Origin of the sequence: Mesobacillus harenae, assembly GCF_013343715.1 — a bacterium.
In the GTDB taxonomy this organism is placed as follows: domain Bacteria; phylum Bacillota; class Bacilli; order Bacillales; family Cytobacillaceae; genus Mesobacillus_A; species Mesobacillus_A harenae.
This window is the reverse complement of the sequence record NZ_JABUNR010000010.1, coordinates 146,164-166,475: the sequence shown is the minus strand read 5'-3', so window position 1 is coordinate 166,475 and position 20,312 is coordinate 146,164. Positions and strand designations below refer to the sequence as shown.

Annotated in this window: 18 protein-coding genes; 14 read left to right on the top strand and 4 right to left on the bottom strand. The window is 41.2% G+C overall.

Going from position 1 to position 20,312, the window contains the following annotated elements; all coding sequences use genetic code 11:
- The first annotated feature begins 29 nt into the window (after nucleotides 1-29).
- A complete protein-coding gene (locus tag HRJ06_RS13855) occupies nucleotides 30-1,487 on the top strand; it encodes a CoA-acylating methylmalonate-semialdehyde dehydrogenase (RefSeq protein ID WP_174733529.1) in 1,458 nt (485 codons plus the stop codon).
- 76 nt (nucleotides 1,488-1,563) lie between these two features.
- Nucleotides 1,564-2,169 (top strand): methyltransferase domain-containing protein, encoded by a 606-nt coding sequence (locus tag HRJ06_RS13850; protein WP_174733528.1) that lies wholly within the window; start codon nucleotides 1,564-1,566, stop codon nucleotides 2,167-2,169.
- 39 nt (nucleotides 2,170-2,208) lie between these two features.
- On the opposite strand, the gene HRJ06_RS13845 is transcribed toward HRJ06_RS13850, so the two are convergent.
- Nucleotides 2,209-2,415: a thioredoxin family protein gene (locus HRJ06_RS13845; protein WP_242035253.1), complete on the bottom strand. Its 207-nt coding sequence runs from the start codon at nucleotides 2,413-2,415 to the stop codon at nucleotides 2,209-2,211.
- 583 nt (nucleotides 2,416-2,998) lie between these two features.
- On the opposite strand from HRJ06_RS13845, the gene proB reads away from it, so the two are divergent.
- From proB to HRJ06_RS13805, 8 genes are all read left to right on the top strand, one after another.
- On the top strand, nucleotides 2,999-4,084 hold the full coding sequence (gene proB / locus HRJ06_RS13840) for a glutamate 5-kinase (RefSeq protein ID WP_174733526.1): 1,086 nt from the start codon (nucleotides 2,999-3,001) through the stop codon (nucleotides 4,082-4,084).
- Nucleotides 4,085-4,101: 17 nt separating this feature from the next.
- Entirely contained in the window at nucleotides 4,102-5,349 is a 1,248-nt protein-coding gene (locus HRJ06_RS13835) for a glutamate-5-semialdehyde dehydrogenase (RefSeq protein ID WP_174733525.1), read from the top strand.
- A gap of 35 nt (nucleotides 5,350-5,384) precedes the next feature.
- Complete coding sequence (locus HRJ06_RS13830) at nucleotides 5,385-6,479, top strand: branched-chain amino acid aminotransferase (RefSeq protein WP_174733524.1); 1,095 nt, start codon at nucleotides 5,385-5,387, stop codon at nucleotides 6,477-6,479.
- A 178-nt stretch (nucleotides 6,480-6,657) separates the two neighbouring features.
- On the top strand, nucleotides 6,658-7,305 hold the full coding sequence (locus HRJ06_RS13825; RefSeq protein WP_174733523.1) for a pentapeptide repeat-containing protein: 648 nt from the start codon (nucleotides 6,658-6,660) through the stop codon (nucleotides 7,303-7,305).
- A gap of 101 nt (nucleotides 7,306-7,406) precedes the next feature.
- Nucleotides 7,407-7,931: a type 1 glutamine amidotransferase domain-containing protein gene (locus HRJ06_RS13820; RefSeq protein ID WP_174733522.1), complete on the top strand. Its 525-nt coding sequence runs from the start codon at nucleotides 7,407-7,409 to the stop codon at nucleotides 7,929-7,931.
- Nucleotides 7,932-8,498: 567 nt separating this feature from the next.
- Nucleotides 8,499-9,431, top strand: a complete 933-nt coding sequence (locus HRJ06_RS13815) for a ring-cleaving dioxygenase (RefSeq protein WP_174733521.1) — start codon at nucleotides 8,499-8,501, stop codon at nucleotides 9,429-9,431.
- Between the two features lie 21 nt (nucleotides 9,432-9,452).
- On the top strand, nucleotides 9,453-10,061 hold the full coding sequence (locus tag HRJ06_RS13810; RefSeq protein ID WP_174733520.1) for a flavin reductase family protein: 609 nt from the start codon (nucleotides 9,453-9,455) through the stop codon (nucleotides 10,059-10,061).
- A 208-nt stretch (nucleotides 10,062-10,269) separates the two neighbouring features.
- Nucleotides 10,270-10,554, top strand: a complete 285-nt coding sequence (locus HRJ06_RS13805) for a DUF1292 domain-containing protein (RefSeq protein WP_174733519.1) — start codon at nucleotides 10,270-10,272, stop codon at nucleotides 10,552-10,554.
- 69 nt (nucleotides 10,555-10,623) lie between these two features.
- Here the strand turns inward: HRJ06_RS13805 and HRJ06_RS13800 are convergent, their stop codons facing one another.
- A complete protein-coding gene (locus tag HRJ06_RS13800) occupies nucleotides 10,624-10,812 on the bottom strand; it encodes a hypothetical protein (RefSeq protein WP_174733518.1) in 189 nt (62 codons plus the stop codon).
- A gap of 177 nt (nucleotides 10,813-10,989) precedes the next feature.
- Between HRJ06_RS13800 and HRJ06_RS13795 the strand changes: the two genes are divergently transcribed.
- Nucleotides 10,990-11,451 (top strand): flavin reductase family protein, encoded by a 462-nt coding sequence (locus tag HRJ06_RS13795; protein ID WP_174733517.1) that lies wholly within the window; start codon nucleotides 10,990-10,992, stop codon nucleotides 11,449-11,451.
- A 129-nt stretch (nucleotides 11,452-11,580) separates the two neighbouring features.
- Nucleotides 11,581-13,026 (top strand): PstS family phosphate ABC transporter substrate-binding protein, encoded by a 1,446-nt coding sequence (locus HRJ06_RS13790; protein WP_174733516.1) that lies wholly within the window; start codon nucleotides 11,581-11,583, stop codon nucleotides 13,024-13,026.
- A gap of 376 nt (nucleotides 13,027-13,402) precedes the next feature.
- Here HRJ06_RS13790 and HRJ06_RS13785 read toward each other — a convergent pair whose 3' ends face one another.
- Together HRJ06_RS13785 and HRJ06_RS13780 are read right to left on the bottom strand one after the other, a co-directional pair.
- Nucleotides 13,403-14,539 carry a glycosyl hydrolase family 18 protein gene (locus tag HRJ06_RS13785; protein ID WP_174733515.1) on the bottom strand — a complete coding sequence of 379 codons (1,137 nt, stop codon included), beginning with the start codon at nucleotides 14,537-14,539 and terminating at the stop codon, nucleotides 13,403-13,405.
- Between the two features lie 219 nt (nucleotides 14,540-14,758).
- Entirely contained in the window at nucleotides 14,759-17,041 is a 2,283-nt protein-coding gene (locus HRJ06_RS13780; RefSeq protein WP_174733514.1) for a carboxylesterase family protein, read from the bottom strand.
- A gap of 285 nt (nucleotides 17,042-17,326) precedes the next feature.
- Here HRJ06_RS13780 and HRJ06_RS13775 point away from each other — a divergent pair, with 285 nt between their 5' ends.
- Both HRJ06_RS13775 and HRJ06_RS13770 read left to right on the top strand, forming a co-directional pair.
- A complete protein-coding gene (locus tag HRJ06_RS13775) occupies nucleotides 17,327-19,459 on the top strand; it encodes a hypothetical protein (protein WP_174733513.1) in 2,133 nt (710 codons plus the stop codon).
- A gap of 19 nt (nucleotides 19,460-19,478) precedes the next feature.
- A complete protein-coding gene (locus HRJ06_RS13770; RefSeq protein WP_174733512.1) occupies nucleotides 19,479-20,312 on the top strand; it encodes a hypothetical protein in 834 nt (277 codons plus the stop codon).

Here is a 20,312-nt window from a genome sequence, read left to right as displayed (position 1 = left end):
TATCCATGTTTTTTAAAGGAGACTATATAATGAAAACAACATATGTAAAATTACTAAAAAACTACATAAACGGTAAATGGGTTGACGCTAAAACTGAAAAATATGAGATTGTACCAAATCCAGCGACTGGAGAAGCGTTGGCGGAAGTGCCTATTTCGACAATAGAGGATGTAAATGATGCTGTTAAATCAGCACAAGCAGCTTTTAAACTATGGAGTAAAACTCCTGTTCCCAAGCGTGCCCGCGTTTTGTTTAAATACCAGCAGCTGTTAGTTGACAATTGGGATGAGCTGGCAAAATTAATTACGCTGGAAAATGGTAAAAGCTATAGCGAAGCTTACGGGGAGGTACAGCGGGGAATTGAATGTGTCGAATTTGCAGCCGGAGCACCATCATTAATGATGGGCAGGCAGCTGCCTGATATTGCCACCAATATTGAATCAGGTATGTACCGCTATCCGGTTGGTGTTGTCGGAGGGATTACGCCGTTTAATTTTCCAATGATGGTGCCCTGTTGGATGTTCCCGCTAGCAATTGCAGTCGGCAACACTTTTATTTTAAAGCCGTCAGAGCGAACGCCCCTTCTGGCCAACCGATTGGCAGAGCTGTTTACAGAAGCAGGACTTCCTGAGGGTGTTTTGAATATTGTGCATGGCGCTCATGAAGTGGTTAACTCACTACTGGAACATAAAAATGTTCCAGCCATTTCGTTTGTTGGTTCACAACCTGTTGCAGAATATGTGTACAAAACGGCAGCTTCCAACGGCAAGCGGGTTCAGGCGTTAGCTGGGGCTAAGAACCACTCAATTGTCATGCCTGATGCAGAGTTAGACGCAGCTGTGAAAGAAATAATCGCTGCATCCTATGGTTCAGCAGGAGAAAGGTGCATGGCCTGTTCAGTCGTTGTAGCGGTTGGCGACGTGGCAGAACCACTTCTTCAAAAGCTTTCTGAGAAAGCGGATGAGATTAAAATGGGCAATGGCCTTGATGAAGGTGTCTTTCTAGGCCCCGTCATCCGTAAAGAGCATAAAGAAAGAACCGCTGATTATATTGAAGTTGGGATTGATGAAGGAGCAGTGCTGGTCAGAGATGGCCGTGAGGATGAAAGCTATAAACAAGAGGGCTATTTTATCGGACCTACAATCTTTGATAAAGTTCAGCCATCAATGAGAATATGGAAGGAAGAAATTTTTGCTCCAGTATTATCCATTGTACGAGTGGACAGCCTGGAAGAGGCAATTGAGCTGACCAACCAATCTGACTTTGGAAATGGCGCTTGCCTGTTTACCCAGAATGGCAGCCATGTCCGATATTTCAGAGAAAATATTGAGGTTGGTATGCTTGGTGTTAATATCGGTGTACCTGCTCCGATGGCTTTCTTCCCGTTTTCGGGATGGAAAAACTCCTTCTACGGTGACCTGCATGCGAATGGTCCAGACGGAGTCGAGTTTTACACAAGGAGGAAAATGCTGACTGCAAGGTGGTAGAATAGAGAACATAAGGGGCATTTAATGTGCCCCTTTGAACTGAACGTGGATTGTTCATCAAATTGGAGTGAAGCACGTGGGGAAGTCGTTTGCAAAATGGTACGACCGGTTTATGAACCCGCTTGAACGGGGAAGGTTTAAATCGATTCGAAAACAATTGATTGAAAAGGCCGAGGGCAATGTGCTTGAATTGGGTTCGGGGACAGGCGTGAATTTTCCTCTGTACCGGCATGTCACGGTAAAAGCAATTGAACCAAGTCCTTATATGATAGAGGGTTCATTGCCTAAAAGGGAGCAAGCGAAGGTTCCGATTGAGATTTTCGAAGCAGGTGCAGAAGCTTTGCCCTTTGCCGATGATGCTTTTGATACAGTTGTTGGCACGCTGGTTTACTGTACTATTCCTGACGTTTCCTCAGCTTTTCAGGAAATGAAACGCGTGTGTAAACCAGGGGGAAAGATCTTGTTGTTCGAGCATGTGAAAATGAAGCAGCCTTTATTAGCTAAATTACAGGACAGATTAACTCCCTATTGGAGCAGAATTTGTGATGGATGCTGCCTCGATCGAGAGACTGTCCGACTTGTTCAGGAGAGCGGGTTCCTGCTAGCTGAAAAACGCGAGTACTTCAACGGACTGTTCGTTACGATGGTGTTAATTAATGAAAAGGGTCCTTTGGTGAAATAAAAAAAGACGAGCTTATACTGGCCCGCCTGATTTCTAGATTTATTGTGCTGCAAATTCAGTAACTGCTTCTTCTGGGGCAAACCCAACTGCGCGGTCGACTTCTTCACCATTCTTGAATAAAATCATGGTTGGAATGCTCATAACGCCAAACTGTCTGGCAAGGTTTGGTGATTGATCAACATCAACATCATAAAAGGTAACTTGATCTGATAACTGGCTGGATACTTCACTAACAACTGGACCCAGTTGTACACATCCTGGTCACCAATCAGCGGTGAATTTTAAGACTACAGGTATTTCTGATTGTTTAACAGCAACATCGAAATCGTTCTCCTTAAGTTGCTTGGTCATAGAGAAACCTCCCTTGAATTTTATTCTATTTTAACCATTTATAAAGGTACAATCCATTAAACTGCTCGGGTTACCTGGATACTTTATAAAGAGCTTAGATTTTGTAACAAGATCTGCCTGCTATTTTAGAAAAGATTTTCATAAGGAACAGAAATCTCATCTTGACTTTTTTTCGATACGTGGTCATAATATTATAAAAACTTAGTGAATGATAACGGAGGGCCAGTAAGCGGAAAGACTGTGCTAGAGAGCGGGATTTAAAGCTGGAAGATCTCGCCACGGAAAGCCGCTGAACCTTCCTCCCGAGTCCCGTGGGGAAAACATGGGCGTCTACCTTGCGTTAAAAGGGAGAGTGGGATGGTTTTTTCATCCAATTATGGTGGTACCACGGAAGCGAAGCCCTTTCGTCCTTAAAATTATGGGATGAATGGGCTTTTTATATATGAGCGAGTATGGAACATTGATAGGAGATTCAAAAATGGCTAAAAAAAGGATAATTGTTAAAATTGGCAGCAGCTCTTTAACAAATGATAAAGGCGTAATTGACCTTGAGAAGTTTCAGGACCATATTCAGGCTGTTGCGGCTCTCAGGAAACAAGGTCATGAAGTTCTCCTCGTGTCCTCAGGGGCAGTAGCGGCCGGGTTTGCCGGATTAGGCTATCCATCCAGACCGATTACATTAAAGGGTAAACAGGCAGCAGCTGCAGTAGGCCAAAGCCTGTTAATCCAATCTTATACAGAACAGTTCAGAGAATACGGGATCGTCCCTGCACAAATCCTGCTGACAAGAAGTGACTTTTCCAATCGTGACAGATATAAAAATGCATATGCAACATTAATGGAACTGTTAGAACGGCGAATTCTTCCTATTATCAATGAAAATGATACTGTATCTGTAGAAGAATTAACCTTCGGAGATAATGATATGCTTTCAGCGCTTGTAAGCGGACTGATCCACGCCGACCAGCTCATCATCTTAACAGATATCAATGGCCTTTATAATGCTGATCCTCGCGTGAATCCTGCTGCAGTGAAGCTGGATCGACTTGAAGAAATTACAGAAGAAATGCTAAGAGGTGCTGAAGGATCTGGCTCTAAGGTAGGAACGGGTGGAATGAAATCCAAGCTCATTGCTGCCAAAACAGCATTATCGCTCGGTGTCCCCGTTTTTATAGGAAAAGGAAGCGGGCCTGAAAAATTAATTAACATTATCGATGGAAATGGAGATGGAACTTACATAGGCCATAATGAACTTGGGTCCATCAACACGAGCAGGCAGTGGATTGCATTCCATTCTGAACCGGCCGGGAAATTGTATATTGATGAAGGTGCTGAAAAGGCTGTGTTATTTAATGGGAGGAGTCTTTTGCCTACAGGCGTATACGAGGTGAAAGGCACCTTTTTAAAAGGGGATGTCGTCGAAGTATTTGGTCATAAAGGTTTGCTTGGTAAAGGGGAGGTCACCTGTTCTTCAGATGAATTAAAACAATTCATAATGAGAAAGGAACTATCTAAGGTGCCTTCGGTTGAAGTAATCCACCGTGATAAATGGGTGAAAATATAAAGTCAGGGGGTATAGAGATGAGCGAAGTCAAGGAAAAAGGCCTACTAGCCAAAAAGGCCAGCCACCAATTAGTTGGTGTTACAACCGGTGATAAAAACAAAGCTTTACGTTTAATTGCAGATCAGCTGGTATATGACCAAGCTTATATTCTGGCAGAAAACGAACGGGATTTACAGGACGGCAAGGAGAAAGGGTTATCAGAAAGCATCCTTGACCGAATTATGATAAATGAAAAGCGGATTGTGGATATGTCCGAAGCGATCAAGCTGTTAATTGAGCTAGATGACCCAATTGGGGAGACACTTGAAACGATCCAAAAAGAAAACGGATTGCTGATTAAAAAGAACCGGGTGCCAATCGGTGTTATTGGCATGATTTATGAGGCAAGGCCGAATGTTACCATTGATGCCGCAACGCTCTCTTTAAAAACTGGGAATGCTGTTATTTTAAGAGGGAGCTCCTCTGCCCGTTATTCAAACATTGCTCTTGTAAAAAGCATTCATGCAGCACTGGAAAACAGTGTGCTGCCGGCCGATGCAGTGCAGCTCATTGAAGATACTAGCCGGGAAACAGCCAAGGAACTTTTCAGCCTCAATGAATACCTTGATGTATTGATCCCTAGGGGCGGCAAGAATCTGATTGATACAGTTGTCCGTGAGAGCACGGTTCCTGTGCTGGAAACGGGAGCAGGAAACTGCCACATTTTTATTGATGAAACGGCTGGCCAAAGTATGGCTGAGCAAATCGCCTTAAACGCAAAGACACAGAGACCGTCGGTATGTAATGCAATTGAATCCATTTTGATTCATGAAAAATGGGCAAAAGAGCATGGGATAAGATTATTGGAGCTACTTCACCAAAATGGAGTAGAAATCTATGGCGATCAAAAGGTTTGTGAGATGTTCCAACCGTCGAAACTTGCTTCTGAAGAAGATTGGTCTACAGAATACCTTGGTTTAACAGTAAGTGTTAAACTAGTATCAGATGTTAATGAAGCCATTATGCATATTAACAAATATGGAACAAAACATTCAGAAGCAATTATCACGAACAATCTGAATAATGCCAACAGCTTTTTAACGAAGGTAGATGCGGCTGCTGTTTATCACAACGCTTCCACCCGGTTTACAGATGGGTTTGAATTTGGTTATGGGGCTGAAATTGGGATTAGTACCCAAAAGCTTCATGCTAGAGGACCAATGGGGTTACAGGCCCTTACTTCCAGTAAGTTTTTCATTTATGGAAATGGCCAGGTTAGACAATAGATTCTAATATTAAAGGGATAGGCAGGGAGATAAAAATGACACAACATAAAATTGACATCCAGTTAGCCTCAACAAGAAAACCTAAACCGGCATTTGATCGGCTTGAATTCGGAAAAAATTTCACGGACCATATGTTTGTATGGGACTACACAGAAGGAATTGGCTGGCATGATCCAAGAATTGTCCCGTACCAGCCGATTATGCTGGACCCTTCAGCAATGGTTTTTCATTATGGGCAAACCGTTTTTGAAGGACTGAAAGCGTATCTTACCGACGAAGAGGAAATTTTATTATTCCGTCCAGATCAAAATATGAAACGTCTAAACCGTTCAAACACTCGGTTGTGCATCCCCCAATTTGATGAGGAGTTGGCCTTGGACGCTTTAAAGCAGCTGATTGTGATCGATCGTGACTGGATTCCAAATATTGAGGGTACATCTCTTTATATCCGTCCGTTTATTGTTGCAACAGAGCCATATTTAGGTGTTGCCCCATCAAAAACATATCAATTTATGATCATTTTGTCTCCTGTAGGAGCTTATTACAAGGAAGGCATCAATCCTGTTAAAATAGCTGTGCAAAACGAGTTTGTTCGTGCCGTTAAAGGCGGGACTGGAAATGCTAAAACAGGCGGTAATTATGCTGGCAGCCTGAAAGCTCAGGAAGTGGCAGGAGCGGCAGGCTATTCCCAGGTGTTATGGCTTGATGGCAAAGAAAATCGTTATATTGAAGAAGTAGGCAGCATGAATGTCTTTTTCAAGATTAACGGAGAAGTGGTAACACCAGAACTAAATGGAAGTATTTTAGAAGGAATTACGAGAAAGTCAATCATTGAACTTCTTAATCACTGGAACATTCCTGTTGTTGAGCGGCAGATATCAATGGATGAAATTTATCAGGCCCATAAGGACGGCCTATTGGAGGAAGCCTTTGGAACAGGTACTGCAGCTGTTATCTCTCCAATCGGGGAATTCTTCTGGCAGGATAAGAAAATTACTGTTAACAATGGTGTAACTGGTGTTTTATCAAAAGATTTGTATGAGACGCTAACCGGGATCCAAAAAGGCACAAAGCAAGATCCATTTGGCTGGAGAGTTATGGTTCAGCCAATAGATGTTAATTCTTTATAGGTAATCTGCATGCATTAAATAAATAAAGGGATGAAACCTATAAGGTTCATCCCTTTATTCTTTGACTCAGCTTATATCAATGTTGTTGTACATAACTTCAAAAAAAATCATAGACTTACTATAAATTTCTTTTATGGTATAGTTTCCTATGATCTATTAATTGATGGTGGTGTATATATTGTCACAAAAATTTAAAATTGAACCTCCGAAAATCCCAGCAGGATTAGAACCTGCAAATTTTCAAGATATATATTATGATGAAGATCCTTATCTTGGTACCTGTATGATTGTTAATAATAGAGCAGATAATGAGGAAGTCTATCATGCCGTTCTATCACAGGTAATCTTTAAAAACGTTACGTTCCTAAATGCTTCTTTTAAAAGAGTTGATATGACGGATGTTGTTTTTGAATATTGCGATCTGTCTAATGCCAGTTTCAGTGAAGGCAACATTCACAGGGTCACTTTTAAAGAATGCAAATTAATGGGTTTAGATTTCTCGGAAGCTAACCTTGGGAATGTTTCTTTTGAAAATTGTATTGCTAATTTAAGTGACTTTGTGGAAGCCCGGTTAAAACAAGTGATATTTGATCAGACATCATTACAGAGTGCTAACTTTTCGGACTGTAAACTTAGCAAAGTAAAGCTTCATCAGTGCGATATTAATGACATCGACTTTACTCAAACGCAGTTGAAAGGAGTCGATATTAGTACTTGTACCTTTGAACGAATTAATGTAGCTCTTGCGAATCTGGATGGCTGTGAAGTGTCTCCAGAGCAAGCAATTGGATTTGCCATGCTGCTGGGACTTAAAATCAAAGAATGATCAAGTCGGAATAGCTTTAAGCTGGAAGATGATGCTACCAAGGTTAGGATAGAGTATTCAAGGGAATGGTCAGTAAGAGAGTAAAGAAAGGTTGGGTTTGTATGCGGTTAAAAGATATGAAGGTTATCAGTCTTGTACATCATGATTTTGAAGATTTAGAATTATGGTATCCAATTCTTCGTTTACGGGAAGAAGGAGCCATTGTCCACCTTGCTGGTGAAAACGCAAACGAAAAATATATTGGGAAATATGGTGTTCCTGCTGTGTCCGATTATTCATATAGCGATATTAAGGGTGAGGATTATGATGCCATTCTTGTACCTGGCGGATGGGCACCTGATAAAATCCGCCGCTTTCCTGAAGTATTATCGCTTGTTCAGCATATGGAAGACAACAAGAAGCCGATCGGCCAGATCTGCCATGCAGGATGGGTATTGATTTCAGCAAAGATTTTACAAGGAAAACAGGTAACAAGCACACCTGGAATAAAAGACGATATGGAAAACGCTGGGGCTATCTGGCTGGACGAAGCGGTTGTCGTAGACGGACACCTCGTATCAAGCAGACGCCCACCAGATCTTCCTGACTACCTGCGTGAATTTATCAAGGTAATGGAACAGCAATAAATGTTGGAAGTAAAGCACCCAGTGTTCAGCTGGGAGTTTTCAGACTGTAGACAAACTCGATGTAAATTGAGCTTCTACAGTCTTTTTTTATAAGGTAAGCGTATAAATTTGAAACAGCGACCACCTTCTAGCTCCAACCTCTAGCCGGTTTTCTCAAGAGCTAGCTTCCATGAGTGTTTTGTATAAATGCCATTTTCAGGTAGATGCCTGCCTTGGTATGGAGTCAAAGAACGACTTTACCTTTAAGCCATCCAGCGCTTGTCGAAGCAAAGCAGTCGGCTTCACATTAAGGGTGTGGCGGGGCTGATAAGGAAACTGCTAAGAGAATAATTTTTTCAGGAACAAGCTGGTTTGTTGCTTGTTCCAAAGGGGTCAACATTTTTCACAAAAAAGTTTGTCTAATGTAGGGCATTCCTTGACACGTTAATCTTAACTAAGATAAAATTATCTCGAATTCGAGATAATAAACGTAAAAGACTTAAGTGGAGATAGTTGGCTGTTATAAGTCTATAAAAAAAGTGGTTAAGTGCAAATACTATGATGATAATAGGTAAAGGAGAGAAAGACTTGCATAAAAAAATAATGGGAATTCACCATATTACGGCGATTGTTGGACACCCTCAGGAAAATGTAGACTTTTATTCAGGAGTACTTGGGCTGCGATTAGTCAAACAAACCGTGAATTTTGATGATCCAGGAACTTACCATCTTTACTTTGGGGACACACAAGGGAAACCCGGAACCATAATTACTTTTTTTCCATGGCCAAACGCTTACAAGGGGAAAGTTGGCGACGGACAGGTGGGTGTAACCGCCTATGCTGTTCCAAAAGGATCCTTGGAGTTTTGGGAAATGAGGCTGGATAATTTTACGATTCCTTATAAAAAACAAGAGCGTTTTGGAGAAGGTTACCTTGTATTTGATGATCCTCATGGTCTTCATCTCGAGATTGTCGAAAGAGACGAAGGGGACAAAAACACATGGGCATTTGGTGAACTTACTCCAGAGGTGGCGATTAAAGGATTCGCAGGGGCTACGCTATTGTCAGCCCAACCGGACAAAACGGCTGAACTGATTGAAAAGGTAATGGGATTCGAAAGGGTAGGGGTAGAGGATGACTTTATTCGGTTCCGTTCATCTGGCGAAATAGGAAATGTGATCGATCTGCAATTAACATCGATCGGACGCGGCAAAATGGGTGTGGGAACGGTCCATCACATCGCCTGGCGCGCCAGTGACAATCAAGATCAGCTGGACTGGCAGGAATTCATTAGTAGTCAAGGATACAGGGTCACATCCGTACAGGATCGAAATTATTTTAATGCTATCTATTTTCGGGAGCATGGAGAGATCCTTTTTGAAATTGCCACAGACCCTCCCGGTTTTGCTATCGACGAGCCTGCAGACAAACTGGGAACTGAGCTGAAGCTTCCCTCACGATATGAATTTAATCGAGCTCAGATTGAAAATAGCTTAATTCCAATTAAAGTGAAGAAATAAAACTAAACAGGAGGGATTTCAATGCTAGCAATTGACCCATCTGGAAATAGTGAAAGAGAAAATTATAAGTTAATGATCGGCAGCATTATCCCGCGGCCCATTGGATTTGTAACAACAGAAACGCAAAGCGGTGTATTAAATGGGGCCCCTTTTAGTTATTTTAATATCGTCTCCTCTAACCCGCCAATGATTTCGCTGTCGATTCAGCGAAACAACGGTATGCGAAAAGATACAGCCCGAAACATTATTGACCGAAAGGAATTTGTTGTCCATATGGTCGATGAGCAAAATGTGACGAAAATAAATGCTACGTCTGCAAGCCTCCCCTCAGAACAAAGTGAGGTTGAATGGGCCGGCTTGACTCCTATAGAGAGCAAAAGTATTGGTGTTCAGGGGATAAGAGAGTCCAAAATTAGAATGGAATGTGTGCTAGAAACGGCATTGGAACTAGGGGGACAGGAAGTTCCATCTACTGACCTTATCATTGGAAAAGTTGTTTATTTTCACGTTAGCCAGGAGTTGTATGAGAATGGAAAGATTGATCATAATTCCTTAAATGCAGTTAGCCGTTTAGCTGGTAATTATTACGGGAAAATTGGGGAAGTGTTTGAAATTGAGCGTCCAAAATAAAAGTTGTTAGCTGTTTGATGAAAACAGTGATAATATTGTTTAGCCGCTAGCGCTTGACTAAGCTAGACAGCCGGTTGAATTTTTGAACTTTTAAGGGACTTCGCGTTATTTTAAAAATACTGAGCATCAAATGTGTGCTCTGTGGGAAAATAATGAATAGAAGTCCTTACTAAAAAAGGACTTATTACCAGTTGAGAGGAGAATAATTATGGATAAAGTTGAAGTAGGCGAAACATTTATTATTACAGATGAGGAAAATCAGGACCAAGAAGTTGAAGTAATTGCGACACTTGGAATTGACGGCACAGATTATTTAGCAGTTTCTTTTGTTGAAGATTTACAGGAAGCAGAGGAAGGCGATATTGATATTTTCTTTTTAAAGGTTGACGATGAGGGAGATCTTGCTGCAATTGAGACTGATGAAGAATTTGAAAAGGTTTCAACGGCTTTTGAAGAAGTAATGGATGAAGAAGAAGAGGACACGGAACAGTAATAGCAATTGTCTTTAAAGCACCTTCTTAGGAAGGTGCCATTTTTTTGTTCGGGCCGCTGTTCTAATTTATTACTGGCCAAAAAAGCTTAACTTAATATTAAGATATCCGCTCGTATCCTCTGCTTGAACGAATACTCCATTTTCCTGCTGATCAACTGTCAGTTTGCCTATGTTTGGAATTTCATACGAGTCCGCGAATGCTGAGCCTGACATGCCTAATAGACCAATAAAAACAAGCGCTGCGACTTTCTTCTTCATAAGAATCCTCCTTCATTATTAGTACTATTTGGGCCTTTCAATTTGTAGAATAGTATGAAAATGATTTTTTTACAATGGAATTTAAGCAAGATGAACACAATGTATTACCCAGTTACTACTTAATGTTTAGATGGTTAACAACACGGTTCGATATGAATTTGGAGGAGGTATAGTTGGATGGATGATAGGGTGTTCAGAGAGGCAATGGGTAAGTTTGCCACAGGAATTACGATCATTACCACACTTGAAGACGGAGAAATACATGGAATGACAGCTAATGCATTTATGTCTGTTTCTCTCGATCCAAAATTGGTTCTGGTTTCAATCGGAGAGAAAGCCAGGATGCTTGATAAAATAAAGAAAACAGGGAAGTTTGCTGTCAATATATTGTCAGCAGACCAGAAGGAATATTCCATGTATTTTGCAGGGCAAATAAAAGAAAAGCGTGATGTTGAGTTTGTCAGGATAAATGGAATTCCAATTATTAGGCAGGCTTTAGCCAACATTTTGTGTACAGTTCATAGTAAGCATGTCGCAGGAGATCATACTCTGTTTATTGGAGAAGTGCATGAAATCATCGTTCAGGAAGGCGAGCCATTGCTTTTCTTTGAAGGCAAGTATCGGGAGATCAAAAATTAAAAATGAATCACTTTGAGAATTCTCTGCTCGGGCGGAGAATTCTTTTTTGAATTTTTGAAATAGACATTGTTATTCTTAGTATAAAAGTGTAAAATTACACTAAATATAACAAAAGGGGAAGATGCGAATATGGGAAAACTAACATGGCAGTGGATATTATTCTTTGTCGTTATTCCGTTTATATTAGCTTTAGGAACGTTTATTATCATTAGTGCTGGCTTTCATGACATCCTTCTTGCTTCAGTTATTACCCTATCTGTTGGGGGGCTAGTGGTCGGCTATAAAAGAGCTTCGAAGAGGAGCTCCGGGAAAAGTTTAGGTATGTTCTTAAGCCTGCCATTAGTTTACACAGCAGTTCTATGGGCTGTATTTACAGTTGTTAGCGGAGGATTTAATGGGGATGATGTTTGGCTTTTTTATGGGATCTTCCACCTTCCTTATGCTCCCATTTATATGATCGCAAGCTTAATGGGAGATGGGAGATTATTTTTATGGGCTCCGTTTGCGTACGAGCTTTCCTTTTTGCTGGGGGGAGCAATCTTATTTTTAAAACGAAAGGAATTTCCAGTTCTAAAATTTAAACAACTGATCGTGATTGCAGCTGTTTTCTGTTTAGCCGTAGGGACAGGAGCAGCTGTTAAATGGAATAGGGCGAAAACCGTTTTGCCTTCTTATGGTTTTGCGTACGGCGGTGGCTATTCCAGTACGGACTTAACTCCTTATGAAGTTATTAATCCTGCAAATAAACTGCCAAAGCTTAGCGAGCCGCCCAGCTTTACAATTGCACATGCCAGTGAAATGCCTGTATTGGACGGAGCGGAGGCCGCTTTTCCCGTATACTCTGCGTTTGCAAATGCTGTATATGAAAATGTAGGCGATGTAATGATGGAACAAAAAGAGGTCGTTAGCTTTACGAATACAATCTATGCTTATGAAAGACTGCTTACAGGAGACGCGGATATTTATTTTGGGGCGGAACCATCAGCAGAACAGCGGCAAATGGCCGAGTTTCAAGGCAAAGAACTTGTAATGACTCCAATTGGAAAAGAAGCGTTTGTTTTTTTCATCAATCCGCAAAATAATATTGCTAGCTTGAAAGTATCTGAGATACAGGCAATCTATTCGGACAAAATAAAAAACTGGTCCGAGATTGGCGGAGCAGATCAGAATATTCTTGCTTTTCAACGCCCGAAAAATTCAGGGAGCCAGACTCTGCTCGAGAAAATTATGGGAGATACTCCAATAGCAGCACCTCTAAAGGAAGAGGTTCCTGCAGGGATGGGGGGTATCATTGAACAGGTTGCTGATTACCGTAATTACAAAAATTCGATTGGGTTTTCGTTCCGGTTTTTCGCTACAGGAATGCAGGAAAACGAGAACATTAAGCTGTTAGCGGTTGAGGGGATCGAACCAAGTCCAAGGAACATAAAAAGTGAAGAATATCCTTTTACAGCCTCTCTATACGCAATTACTCTTAAAGATAATCCAAACCCGACGATCGACCCATTCTTGAACTGGATGACAGGGCCACAGGGACAGGAGATTGTTGAAAAAATTGGTTACATTCCACTCTAAGACCATGGTTCTTTTATTAATTATTTGGATCGGAAGAGGCAAATCTATAGAGAACAGTCCGAATGATATTCGTATTCCGACTCAGGTGTGCTGATACATGAAGAGCAGTCTGAATGAGCCTTGTATTCGGAACAGGGTAGCTAATTCCTGCCACCCCAGTGATTCAATCCAAGCCCCTTCCCGTGTCCTGTCCCGATTATTCCTGTCATAGATTATATAGTGTAACAAAACTAGAGGTCGAGTTTTTAATACCAAAACGAAGTACGAAAAGTTTGCGGAGAGCTAAAGAATTAAGCAAGAAAACAGGCATTGCCACTTTGTATAAAGGGCAATGCCTGTTGTTATTTGTTTTGGAGTATAGATTTTTCTGCCGTAATTAAAGGGCGACTTCCCCTTCAAGCTTCGTTATGACCTCTAAAATGGTGCCTGCCAGGCTGTATGGACCTTCAGCGTCATGTCCGGCTTCCCAAATCATCATGCCGCCTAACCCGTGATCGAGTGCCAGCTTCGTTTTTCTCTGCATGGTTTCATCACCATTATAATGATAAGTGGTTCCATTCATTTTAGCCGTATCGCGCCCGGCATTTTCTGGATTCTCATCAATGAGAGCTGCGTAGGATACCTGCTTAATGGCAGGATCTTCCGGCTGGGCGTAGAAAGGCACTCCCAGCACCAGTTTCTCTTTTGAAAGATTAAGGGACTCAAACAAGCTTGTCCAGTAGGCTACAATGTTTTCAGTATAGGAAAAGGGAGACAGATTGGCTGCATTGTAGCCGTCATCCCAATGGCCATCGTACGCCATAATATTGACATAGTCAACATAGCGGAACATCGAAGATTCAAACACTACCGAGTGTATATCTGTCCCTGTACCACTATGAACCTTGGCATTTACGGCAATCGAAAGTTCCTTGCCTTTAGGGTGGAGCTGTTCGCTCAATTCCTTTGCAAAGGCTGCGAGACTTTGTGCATCCTCCTGATTACGAGGATGTTCAAAATCAATATCGATACCGTCTAACTTTTCACGGTCAACGATATGAAGAAGCTCCTTAACTAAACGGGAGCGGGAATTAGTGTCAGCAATAGCGGTTCTGAAATAATCATAGGATTCCCCGCCTTGAATATGAAACCATCCTCCAATGGCTAGAATAACTTTTGTGTCATATTTCTGGGCATTTAAGATGATTGCCCTTAAATTATTAATTGCAGCATCATTCATAATCACGCTGCCATCTTTTCCAGGATGTGCGAACGAAAAAATGACATGTGTTAATTTTTCATAATCAATAATTGCAGGGTTACGAAAATCCTGTACATAGCCGATCAGTACCTTTGAGGGTTCTGCTTTTAAGTTTGGAATTGTTTTTTGAACAGGGTTTTTAGCCGATTGGGCTGAATGCGCTATTTTTTTAGTTTTATAGGAGTCATTATTCCCGGATACTGCACCTGTGAAATAACCTCCTGTAAAGGCGATGGATATTACCATTGCTAGGAAGAGATACCTTATTCTCATCAGCTCTATCACCCTACCTTTCTTTGACTTTAAAATTGTACCAAAAAAAGATAGAGAAGAGAGGTGGTAATATCAGGACTTTTAATAGGTTAATGTGAAAACGGAACTAAAAAACTGCCTGCAGTTATAACTGCAAGCAGTCTGAACATAAATGGTAATGGATCCCGAGAACAAAACCATACAAACAATCTTAACGCGGAATTATTACCCCGGGTGACGCTACTTTACTATGATCTGAACCGAATGAGAGCCTGCAGGAAGAGGGATTTCCAGTTCTTTATAATTTCTGTAAGTGTATTCTACAGGCGTATTATTAATTAATATAGCCTTAATTTTTTTGAAATCAGTTAGTATAAGTTTGGCAGCCTGATCGCTGGTAAAGCGAATCAGGGTGGATGCATTCGGATTTATACCTGCCTGCTTGGAGGCAATTCGCACCTGTTTGATATTTTGCAAGTTAATATCCAGTTGATTTCGTTTGATTAGCGGCTGATAGCTTTCAGCCCATTCTTGTCCGTCCAAAACATACGCAGTACCATCAATGCCGGTATCATAAACAGGGACTATTAGTGGGTTAGATTTTGTAATAGCATGAGATACAGCATCCGCTTTGCCCATTGGAAGGGCAGTTGAGATATCAGCCAGCTCAATCTGGTCAAGCCAGTAGGCAGTATTATGTGTTATGTCAAATTCAGGGTTATCATGGGCCGGAAAATAATTAAATGTAACTTGTCTTGGTGATGAATCAATAATCATTTCCTTCTCTAGTTCTTGGTCAATCAGCTTCCATGAATCAAGTACAGAAAAGCTGAAATGATCCTGTCCGGGAAACAATGCATATTTTACTCTATAGCCAAGCTGTTTTATCCGTTGATATTGAGCAGTAACGCCTAAGACTGGAACAAGCTCGTCATTCGTCCCGTGCTGAATATAGAAGGGAAGATTCCGATAGTTTTCTACTAGGTGGTAGGTGCTGGTGCTTTCTTGATCCTCACCTATTGGTGGATTTCCAGGTGTAACTCCTGCCGGTCCTACAATGGACATAGCTCGTGCAAACCAGTCAGGGAAACTGGCGCCGAATTTATATGCAGCATACCCACCCATCGAATACCCTCCGATTATAGTTCGATCTGGGTCCAGTAAATAATTGTTTGCTATATCCTCCCACATTTCTAACACGTCAAGCTCTGCAGAATCCCAATACCATCCATCATGGCCACGAGCCATTGCCGTCGCTACAATAAAGCCGTGCTTCTCACCAAGTATATTAAGTAAGTTTGGATTTCCGACTGCATATTGATTAGCACCAGAACTAAGGGAATGCAGCCAAAGTGCTAGTGGTGCTGGTGCTGCTTCATTATGATTTTCAGGAATATAGACCATATACTGCTGTAAAGCACCCATGTATTCTGGAAACGAGTCCTGTACACCTTCACCATGCCGGTAACGAGATGCGAAAATACGGTTTATCACACCTTTTTCCGGTTTATTAATGATTTCAGTGACCCTTTCGTTCAGTTTGCCAAAATCAATATCTTGGTGGAAAGGTTCAATATCCCGATTGTTCAGGGCCATCGCTTGGCTATGGTCTCGCATAAAGCCTGACCCAACAGCCTCAGTCCCATTTGCTCCTTTGATGAGTGGTTCATTAAAGCGGAAGGCAAGATTCATAATCGAAGGAGTCTCAATGGTTCCTCCCCCCATTTGTGTATTTGTTGCAATGGGCAGAACCTGCGCCCAGCTGGTTCCATTCCATGCACCAGTAGCCACCCAATGCCGCCATACTTTTCTTTCAGGATTTAACAGCGTTTTAGGAATTTTAATTTCCATTTGATTTCGCGTAAGGTCCGCATTGACACTTCCACCTGTTTGGTTCAGGTCCTTGCTGCCATCAGCAGTTGTTAGTGCCCCTCCGGATCCCCAGGCTGTTATATAGGAATCAATTCCCAGATCCTGATTATAATTTGCTCGATATGGCCATTCGTTAATATCATTGGATCTATTTTCTTCTGTATCGATTCCGATTGTGACCACACTGGCATCTTCTTTGAGCATTGTTGTAAATGAAACACGATAATATAAGAACTCTTTATCTGATCTCACCCGTATTTCGAAGAGATCCCCAGAGTTGTTACCGTATCTATCATCATCTGCCGGATAAGTAAGTCCGCCGCTTGAATAGTGATATCTTGCAGGAGAAGTAAGGAGCGAGGCACCATTAGAGGCACCATGGTCATCATTAAGGAAGTCTTGATATAAATATTCGCCGTTTATGTAGGCATCGCTGCCGCCCACCAAGAGATGTGGAGCGGTCCATCCTCGTACATTTTCTAGTTCAGGAGCATTAGGGTTTTGATTAAGAGAGGGAAGGCGTGTATAAAAGTCAGCGGGCAGAGACTTCTTTTGTACCTCTGCAGGTTGAATTCCTGCTTGGGCAGGAGGAGCGGCCAAGATTGAAAATGTTAATAAGCCTGCAACTATTTTTCTTATTCTATTTTTCATCAATATCCCCTTCCTAGTTAAAGATAACCAGGATAATCATATCTTTAATTATTTAAATATTCAATAAAATATTAATAAGATAGACATTCTAGTCTATTTCTTTACTATATAAGTTGTATATGTTCCGTTGATTAAATGGGAAGCTGAGGTCTATTAATAAAATCAAATAATCATAGGCGGTTTTTTAAAAAATAGTAAAAAATGTGACAAAAGTCTTAATATTTAACCAAAAGTTGTCGAAAATATGGTAAATTATTTCTATAAACTAAACATTTAGGTGATTTTATGGGGAAATTTGGGTTGTTGCTAGACGAAAGCGGGGATTTCTTAAAGGATTCGCTTGGGAAAGAAGTCCCTTCGGTTGTAGGTGGAGTGCTATTTTCTGTTGACAAGCTAGACGAGAAACAGATCGGTGAAATCTTTGTCGGTTTGTGTAATAAGCACGAAATTGATCCGGGAAAATTTCATAGTACAGAACTGCGTAAAGAGGTATTTTCTTCATTTTCTATTGATTTATTAGAAACTCTCAAGGGACGGGGAGCGGAGCTTATCATGTTCGAGAATCTGGAACGGATGAGCATTGTTGATGGCGCTACAACTTATTTGAATATTCTATCTGAGGGTTTAATCCAGCTTTTTCAAACCTTAGCTGCAGAAAATGAAACCCTCGAGATTGAGATTACAGCCGCCTTAAGAATGGCCCCAATTGAAGAAGGCTCAAAGTATTTAAGACAGATTGAGCCAGCTGAGTACAAGACAAGGCTTCAGGAAAAGCTGACAATTGGGCTTGCCCGGAAAAATCTTTCGCATGCTTCAAAGGATTGGCGCTGGAGGATTACACTTGGTTCGGCCAGACGGGATAATCCCTTAAAGGCTGCAGATGCCATATGCCATACATATTTCAGAAAAGACCGAAAATTTACAGGAGACCAGCAGGATACACTTCAAGAGTTGTTCTCTCCATATTTCCTTTACAGTGTGTTTGAACATGAAACAGCCGTTTCGATTAAACGTCACCTGTCAGATGGGATGGCAGGATTAGCCCTATTTGAATGGGCAGTTTCTGATCGGTATACAACATATGAAAAGCGTAACGAGGTTTATGAATCTGAATTTCTGGAATTGATTTTAAAAAGATTAGCAAAACTGCCTTCATATGCTTTAAAAGCCCAGCTATTAATCTTTTCGACTTATATTCAGAACTTAAATCATGTTGACCGTAATTTTAAACATGCACAGGAGACACTGCTAAAGGTAACAAACGTATTAATTCCCAGGATGAAAAGTGGAAAAATCCATGCCAGCCAATTTTTCCTGGAAACCTATCTAAGCTTATTTACCACCGCAACCCATCAGGGCTATATGAACTTGGCAGATCAGCAGGTTAACAGAATTAAAGAAGAGCTGGAAAATTCAGGACAATCCTGGGAGAACGTTAACTTTATTATTGATTTTATGATTCGTGAAGCAATCCACGATTTAAACCAATATGATTATGATCAGGTTTTACATAATATGGACAAATTAGAGGGCTTTCTGGGAGAGGTATTGTCGATTCTGCCTCTAGCAGGAGACATCAATTATTTTGAAAAAGAAATGCGCTCAGAGTTGAAGGGGAAAATTCTTGGGACAAAATTGCAAGCGTCTTTTATGGCTGCCAGAAAAGATCGTGATTTCTACTTAAAAGCCAGAGAAGATTCAAATCAAGCTATTAAGGAATTTACAGACTCGCATGACCAAAGAAGGCAGTTTCAATATCGGGCACAAATTGAATGTGATTCTGGGAACTTTAAAGAATCTTATTTTTGGCTCAGCCGCTCCTTTAGTCTTGGAGGAGAGGCACCTTTTGAAACTTTGTTAGCCTCTATAGAGACCGAGCCTAAAGCTGATTTTATGTTCGGGATTATGCATTACGTCCGCTTGATGGCTCAGGCCGCCCTATCTAAAGATAGTTCCTATGGAGATCCGATGTTCCGAGCATTGATAAAACGGGGAATTGATAAGCACGAATTTTTACTATCTGATGAATCTTTTCATCCAAAACAGATTATTAACTGGAAAATTGGTACTTACTTAGCCTGTTCAAAGTCTTTTAATGCTGCGAAGCCATATTATCAAAAGGCGATTATGATATGCAACTCCGATAAAAACCGCCTTACAATCCGGTCAATCGGACTTGGAATTGCTTTTGAATATGCTTCACTGCTTTTGACTGGGGGAGCAAAAGAGGAAAAGGAAGCCAAGAGCGCAGTAAGGAATGCTGAAAACATGTACAGAAATTGGATGAATGAACAAATGCCCCAGGCAATGAGGGGTTATTTCGAAGCCTGGAGTGCTGAACTAGCTAATATAGACAAGCTAGTGAATGAGGAGAAAAGCAAGCTATTATTCAACTTATCTCAGAAAATACCCTATTAAACGTCAGAGGTGAATAAAAATGACAGGTCAATTGACAGCTATAACAGAAGCTTGGCTATGTTTGGAGTTGAACGAAGAAATTAGGCATGACAATTCTTCGGTCTGGGAAAAAGCGGAAAACCTTGATGCGAATGATCCAGAAGCGTTAAAAAGATGGTTCGTCTATGCTCAGGAGAACAAAACGATTCCACAGCATATGAAGCTTGAGATTTTTACTATCCCTAATCCGGAGAATTTTGAAGGGGATGAGCTGCTAGTCCTATACCAGGAAGGGCAATTATGGTCTGGGTTTTCTTTAAGCCGCTTAACTGCTTTTAGTGGGAAGTGGAGTAAAAAAGGGGTGAGTGACTTTGCGGATACGCTTTTCCCGGAAAGCCGGGGGTTAGAGGTAGAATACCCATTCGGTTCTGATGCTGTAGGGCTTCTGCCTTCAGATGAAGCGAGGATAAAAGAACTGCGTTGGGAAGATCTTGATGATGATTACGAGGATGACGAAGATTATGAAGAAGCCTCACAGGCTGAATTTGATGAACAAGAGGACGATTCTTTGGATGATAGTTGGCCAGAGAGCGACACGCTTCACCAACAAGCAGCTGCAGCAGGGACTGTTGAAACCAGCCATTCAGTTGAGGATGATGACCGCTATCGAGTGATGGATGAATTGCTCGAAACTTTGGAAACTCAATTAGATCAAAGCATAGTAAACATTGAGGAATGTGTCGAGGAAGCGATTCAATTAATAGCAAAGCAGCAAGGCTCTAAGAAATTAGTCCGGTTAATCTTAAATGTTGAAGAAGATATGAGTGAGCTAAAAAGAAGCATTTCGGCTTCTATGGAAGCAGAAGAGGTTTAA

What these genes read in the sequence shown, in the direction of transcription:
- HRJ06_RS13780 (WP_174733514.1), bottom strand. Translation starts at nt 17,041, where the DNA reads ATGAAAAATAGAATAAGAAAAATAGTTGCAGGCTTATTAACATTTTCA.
- HRJ06_RS13820 (WP_174733522.1), top strand. Translation starts at nt 7,407, where the DNA reads ATGCGGTTAAAAGATATGAAGGTTATCAGTCTTGTACATCATGATTTT.
- HRJ06_RS13805 (WP_174733519.1), top strand. Translation starts at nt 10,270, where the DNA reads ATGGATAAAGTTGAAGTAGGCGAAACATTTATTATTACAGATGAGGAA.
- HRJ06_RS13775 (WP_174733513.1), top strand. Translation starts at nt 17,327, where the DNA reads ATGGGGAAATTTGGGTTGTTGCTAGACGAAAGCGGGGATTTCTTAAAG.
- HRJ06_RS13835 (WP_174733525.1), top strand. Translation starts at nt 4,102, where the DNA reads ATGAGCGAAGTCAAGGAAAAAGGCCTACTAGCCAAAAAGGCCAGCCAC.
- HRJ06_RS13790 (WP_174733516.1), top strand. Translation starts at nt 11,581, where the DNA reads ATGGGAAAACTAACATGGCAGTGGATATTATTCTTTGTCGTTATTCCG.
- HRJ06_RS13810 (WP_174733520.1), top strand. Translation starts at nt 9,453, where the DNA reads ATGCTAGCAATTGACCCATCTGGAAATAGTGAAAGAGAAAATTATAAG.
- HRJ06_RS13800 (WP_174733518.1), bottom strand. Translation starts at nt 10,812, where the DNA reads ATGAAGAAGAAAGTCGCAGCGCTTGTTTTTATTGGTCTATTAGGCATG.
- HRJ06_RS13795 (WP_174733517.1), top strand. Translation starts at nt 10,990, where the DNA reads ATGGATGATAGGGTGTTCAGAGAGGCAATGGGTAAGTTTGCCACAGGA.
- HRJ06_RS13770 (WP_174733512.1), top strand. Translation starts at nt 19,479, where the DNA reads ATGACAGGTCAATTGACAGCTATAACAGAAGCTTGGCTATGTTTGGAG.
- proB (WP_174733526.1), top strand. Translation starts at nt 2,999, where the DNA reads ATGGCTAAAAAAAGGATAATTGTTAAAATTGGCAGCAGCTCTTTAACA.
- HRJ06_RS13855 (WP_174733529.1), top strand. Translation starts at nt 30, where the DNA reads ATGAAAACAACATATGTAAAATTACTAAAAAACTACATAAACGGTAAA.
- HRJ06_RS13830 (WP_174733524.1), top strand. Translation starts at nt 5,385, where the DNA reads ATGACACAACATAAAATTGACATCCAGTTAGCCTCAACAAGAAAACCT.
- HRJ06_RS13785 (WP_174733515.1), bottom strand. Translation starts at nt 14,539, where the DNA reads ATGAGAATAAGGTATCTCTTCCTAGCAATGGTAATATCCATCGCCTTT.